5 protein-coding genes and 2 pseudogenes are annotated in these 3,182 nt (G+C 41.7%); all 7 read right to left on the bottom strand.

What is annotated here, in order from left to right:
• Positions 1-203: pseudogene (gene rplW / locus BHE89_RS13150) on the bottom strand (50S ribosomal protein L23); the annotation flags it as partial.
• Positions 200-805: a 50S ribosomal protein L4 gene (gene rplD / locus BHE89_RS13155; RefSeq protein WP_023583466.1), complete on the bottom strand. Its 606-nt coding sequence runs from the start codon at positions 803-805 to the stop codon at positions 200-202. The pseudogene rplW and the gene rplD, both read right to left, overlap by 4 nt.
• Positions 806-821: 16 nt before the next feature.
• Positions 822-1,451 (bottom strand): 50S ribosomal protein L3, encoded by a 630-nt coding sequence (gene rplC, locus BHE89_RS13160; RefSeq protein ID WP_023583465.1) that lies wholly within the window; start codon positions 1,449-1,451, stop codon positions 822-824.
• Between the two features lie 32 nt (positions 1,452-1,483).
• On the bottom strand, positions 1,484-1,795 hold the full coding sequence (gene rpsJ / locus BHE89_RS13165; RefSeq protein ID WP_001181005.1) for a 30S ribosomal protein S10: 312 nt from the start codon (positions 1,793-1,795) through the stop codon (positions 1,484-1,486).
• A gap of 327 nt (positions 1,796-2,122) precedes the next feature.
• Positions 2,123-2,597: pseudogene (bfr, locus tag BHE89_RS13170) on the bottom strand (bacterioferritin).
• A 79-nt stretch (positions 2,598-2,676) separates the two neighbouring features.
• The gene (bfd, locus tag BHE89_RS13175; protein WP_069368785.1) at positions 2,677-2,874 is read right to left on the bottom strand and encodes a bacterioferritin-associated ferredoxin; all 198 of its coding nucleotides are present in this window, start codon (positions 2,872-2,874) and stop codon (positions 2,677-2,679) included.
• 212 nt (positions 2,875-3,086) lie between these two features.
• The coding region (locus BHE89_RS13180; protein WP_074454091.1) for an EF-Tu C-terminal domain-related protein at positions 3,087-3,182 on the bottom strand (96 nt) is incomplete at its 5' end.

Consider the following 3,182-nt stretch of genomic DNA (forward strand, 5'->3'; position numbering starts at 1 on the left):
TTTCACTTTGCCTTTCATCAGCAGAGTGTTAACACTTTCAACTTCGACTTCAAACAGTTTTTGTACAGCTGCTTTAATCTCTGCTTTGGTCGCGTCTTTAGCAACTTTGAGAACGATGGTATTTGATTTTTCCATCGCGATAGAAGCTTTTTCAGATACATGCGCGCGCGCAGTACTTTCAGCAGACGTTCTTCACGGATCATGCCAGCATCTCCTCAACTTGCTTCACAGCGTCAGCAGTCATGACGACTTTGTCGAAGGCGATTAAGCTAACAGGGTCGATTGTTGCTGCATCACGTACGTCAACTTTATATAAGTTGCGTGCTGCTAAATACAGATTCTCATCTACATCAGCAGTAATGATCAGAACATCTTCCAGAGCCATATCTTTCAGTTTCTGTGCTAAAAGTTTAGTTTTAGGCGCTTCAACAGAGAACTTCTCTACGACGATCAGACGATCTTGACGTACCAGTTCAGACAGAATGCTCTTCAGAGCACCACGGTACATCTTTTTGTTTACTTTTTGACTGTGGTCCTGTGGTTTAGCCGCGAAGCTAACACCACCAGAGCGCCAAATTGGGCTCTTGATTGAACCTGAACGTGCACGACCAGTACCTTTCTGTCTCCAAGGCTTTTTGCCTGAACCAGAAACTTCAGCACGGGTTTTCTGAGCACGAGTACCTTGACGAGCACCAGCAGCGTATGCAACGACTACTTGATGCACAAGCGCTTCGTTAAAGTCACGCCCGAAGGTAGTTTCGGAAACAGTCAGCGCGCCTTGCGCGTCTTTCATTACCAATTCCATTCCTATCTCCTCGACGTTACGCCTTGACAGCTGGTTTAACGATCAGGTCACTGCCAGTTGCACCTGGGACAGCACCTTTGACCAGCAGCAGGTTGCGCTCAGCGTCAACACGTACTACTTCCAGGCTCTGAACGGTAACTTGTTCGTTACCCAGTTGACCTGCCATTTTCTTGCCTTTGAACACCTTACCCGGAGTCTGGTTCTGACCGATAGAACCCGGAACACGGTGAGACAAGGAGTTACCGTGGGTAGCATCTTGAGTACGGAAATTCCAGCGCTTTACAGTACCAGCAAAACCTTTACCTTTAGATGTTCCAGTAACGTCGACTTTTTTAACGTCAGCGAAAATTTCTACGCTAATGCTTTGACCTACAGTATATTCTTCGCCTTCATTCAGACGGAATTCACGTAGTAAGCGGCCAGCTTCAACACCAGCTTTAGCAAAATGACCTGCTTCAGGTTTCAGTACACGGTTAGCTTTTTTGCTACCAGTAGTCACCTGAATGGCACGATAACCGTCTTTCTCCAGATCTCTGACCTGAGTAACACGGTTGTTTTCAATTTCGATAACGGTTACAGGGATTGAAACGCCATCTTCAGTGAAGATACGAGTCATTCCTACTTTCTTACCGACTAAACCAATCATTGTTTCAACCTCTCAATCGCTTGATGACCTGATTAACCTAGGCTGATCTGCACGTCTACGCCGGCAGCCAGATCCAGACGCATCAGAGCATCAACGGTTTTCTCGGTTGGCTCAACGATGTCAACCAGACGTTTGTGAGTGCGAATTTCATACTGATCACGCGCATCTTTATTAACGTGCGGAGAAATCAACACTGTGAAACGCTCTTTGCGAGTCGGCAGTGGGATTGGACCACGAACTTGCGCACCAGTGCGCTTAGCAGTCTCTACGATTTCCGCAGTTGATTGATCAATCAGACGATGATCAAAAGCTTTCAGGCGGATACGGATTCTTTGGTTCTGCATGAGACCAGAGCTCCAACTATTTTTTATAAACGTAAATGATTACTACTCGTACCCATTTCGATTGATGAGAGAGTGTAATCGTTCTGCATATAACTCCCCAATCGGGAGTATTATATTAATGCAATAAAAAAATCTGCATTAGCTGATAAATCAGCCTCACTAAATCAGTGAGCCTGCGCATTATACTTGCCTGAATGATGAAATCAAGCCAAGAATAAAAAATCAGCGATAAAAATTCATTTTATCTTTTCAAAAATAAAGAAAGCAAAGGCGTTCTTCATCACCTTTGCTTTAAAAACAGTCTAACAATCCACTAAAATTGATGGATTACTCTTCAATCATTTGCGCTTGTAGATAGTTTTGAATTCCCATTCGTTCAATAAGTTCAAGTTGGGTTTCAATCCAATCAATATGCCCTTCTTCATCGGTTAGAATTTCTAACATAAGATCACGACTAACATAGTCATGAATTGAATCAGCGTAGGCAATGGCTTCACGTAAATCTTTGGCACCGCCTAATTCCAATTCCAAATCAGAACGTAGCATTTCTTCAACATCTTCGCCGATGTTTAATTTACCTAAATCTTGTAAGTTAGGAATGCCTTCAAGGAACAAAATACGCTCGATATATTTATCAGCGTGTTTCATTTCATCTATGGATTCATGATATTCCATTTCATTGAGGCGTGTAAGCCCCCAATTCTTGAACATTCGGGCATGTAGGAAATACTGATTAATTGCAACAAGCTCACCACCTAATAACTTATTAAGGTGGGCTATCATTTTTTTTATCACCTTTCATTTTTTATGCTCCTTTGCTTCCAGTCTTTTTTAGTGTAGACCTTTTATACAAAGAGGAGAGAAAGGAAATTTAAAATTTGTTATGCAACTTCAGAAATTTGAGGATGAAGAGCAACTTGCTCATTTTCGATAAGTTGACGAGCTTGACGTACACACTTACCACAACAACTTCCAACAGGTAAGATCTTACGTAATTCATTAATAGTGTGGATTTGATGTTTATGGACTGTCGAGATAATTTTTTTATCACTCACTCCGTGGCAAAGACATACGTACATAATAACAACCTCATTAACTACTCACGAAAAGGATAGTAAATGATAATTATTATGATTTCAATTTCTATTTGTTTAACTTAAGTGTATTTATATCATCGAGGATGGTGAAGCAAGAAAGGCATTAATATTTTATTGAAATTTAAAATACCTCATTTTCAGATACAAAAAAGGGCATCTAATGATGCCCTTCTCTAGGAGAATTACGCGAGTAATTAACCTAAAATTACTTTAGCAACAACGCCCGCACCTACTGTACGGCCACCTTCACGGATAGCGAAACGTAAACCGTCGTCCATCGCGATTGGGTG

The organism is Shigella sp. FC1967 (genome assembly GCF_001743005.1).
In the GTDB taxonomy this organism is placed as follows: domain Bacteria; phylum Pseudomonadota; class Gammaproteobacteria; order Enterobacterales; family Enterobacteriaceae; genus Proteus.

Coding starts and splice junctions, on each gene's coding strand:
- rplD (WP_023583466.1), bottom strand. CDS start 805: ATGGAATTGGTAATGAAAGACGCGCAAGGCGCGCTGACTGTTTCCGAA.
- rplC (WP_023583465.1), bottom strand. CDS start 1,451: ATGATTGGTTTAGTCGGTAAGAAAGTAGGAATGACTCGTATCTTCACT.
- rpsJ (WP_001181005.1), bottom strand. CDS start 1,795: ATGCAGAACCAAAGAATCCGTATCCGCCTGAAAGCTTTTGATCATCGT.
- bfd (WP_069368785.1), bottom strand. CDS start 2,874: ATGTACGTATGTCTTTGCCACGGAGTGAGTGATAAAAAAATTATCTCG.